We start from the raw sequence: 541 nt of genomic DNA on the forward strand, positions 1-541 counted from the left end.
TGAAGTTGATTGACTTGCAGATACTGATGCGCTTGCTGATTGGCTAGCTGATACAGACGCTGAAGCTGATTCACTTGCAGATACTGATGCGCTTGCTGATTCGCTTGCGCTTACTGATGCTGAAGCTGATTGGCTTGCAGATACTGATGCGCTAGTTGATTGGCTAGCTGATACAGATGCTGAAGTTGATTGACTTGCAGATACTGATGCGCTTGCTGATTGGCTAGCTGATACAGACGCTGAAGTTGATTGACTTGCAGATACTGATGCGCTAGTTGATTCGCTTGCAGATACTGATGCGCTAGTTGATTCGCTTGCAGATACTGATGCGCTAGTTGATTCGCTTGCAGATACTGATGCGCTAGTTGATTGGCTAGCTGATACAGACGCTGAAGTTGATTGACTTGCAGATACTGATGCTGAAGCACTTTGGCTTGCGCTTACTGATGCGCTAGCTGATTGGCTAGCTGATACAGACGCTGAAGTTGATTGACTTGCAGATACTGATGCGCTTGCTGATTCGCTTGCGCTTACTGATGCT

1 protein-coding gene is annotated in these 541 nt (G+C 46.8%); it reads right to left on the bottom strand.

Annotation, left to right across the window (positions count from 1 at the left end):
- Positions 1-541, bottom strand: a 541-nt coding sequence (locus SORDD05_RS10310) for a hypothetical protein (RefSeq protein ID WP_231077335.1), incomplete at both ends; no start/stop codon positions are given.

This window comes from Streptococcus oralis (assembly GCF_001578705.1).
Classification (GTDB): domain Bacteria; phylum Bacillota; class Bacilli; order Lactobacillales; family Streptococcaceae; genus Streptococcus; species Streptococcus oralis_J.